Raw genomic sequence first — 220 nt, 5'->3', positions numbered from 1 at the left:
AGCATATCGAGCCACTTTATGTTCATATTGAACTAAACGCGGACAAGACGGCTTATGTCTTTACGGTGACGGAAAAGGGACAGTCAGTTCCATTGAAAAAAATGATAGTGCCTGTCAATAAAATCAATGAAGGCACTGGCAATGTTTACCTTTCAAAACTGTTCTTGTTCGACAAGTCGGAAGACACGAGAAAATGCAATGGCGGTGGTAATAATCAACC

At 40.9% G+C, this 220-nt stretch carries 1 protein-coding gene; it reads left to right on the top strand.

Features of this window, described 5'->3' with window-relative positions; all coding sequences use genetic code 11:
• Positions 1-220, top strand: a 220-nt coding sequence (locus AOQ32_RS08845) for a hypothetical protein (protein ID WP_158531909.1), incomplete at both ends; no start/stop codon positions are given.

This window comes from Fructobacillus tropaeoli, from assembly GCF_001047135.2.
In the GTDB taxonomy this organism is placed as follows: Bacteria; Bacillota; Bacilli; order Lactobacillales; family Lactobacillaceae; genus Fructobacillus; species Fructobacillus tropaeoli.
This window is presented reverse-complemented; position numbering and strand designations above follow the sequence as displayed.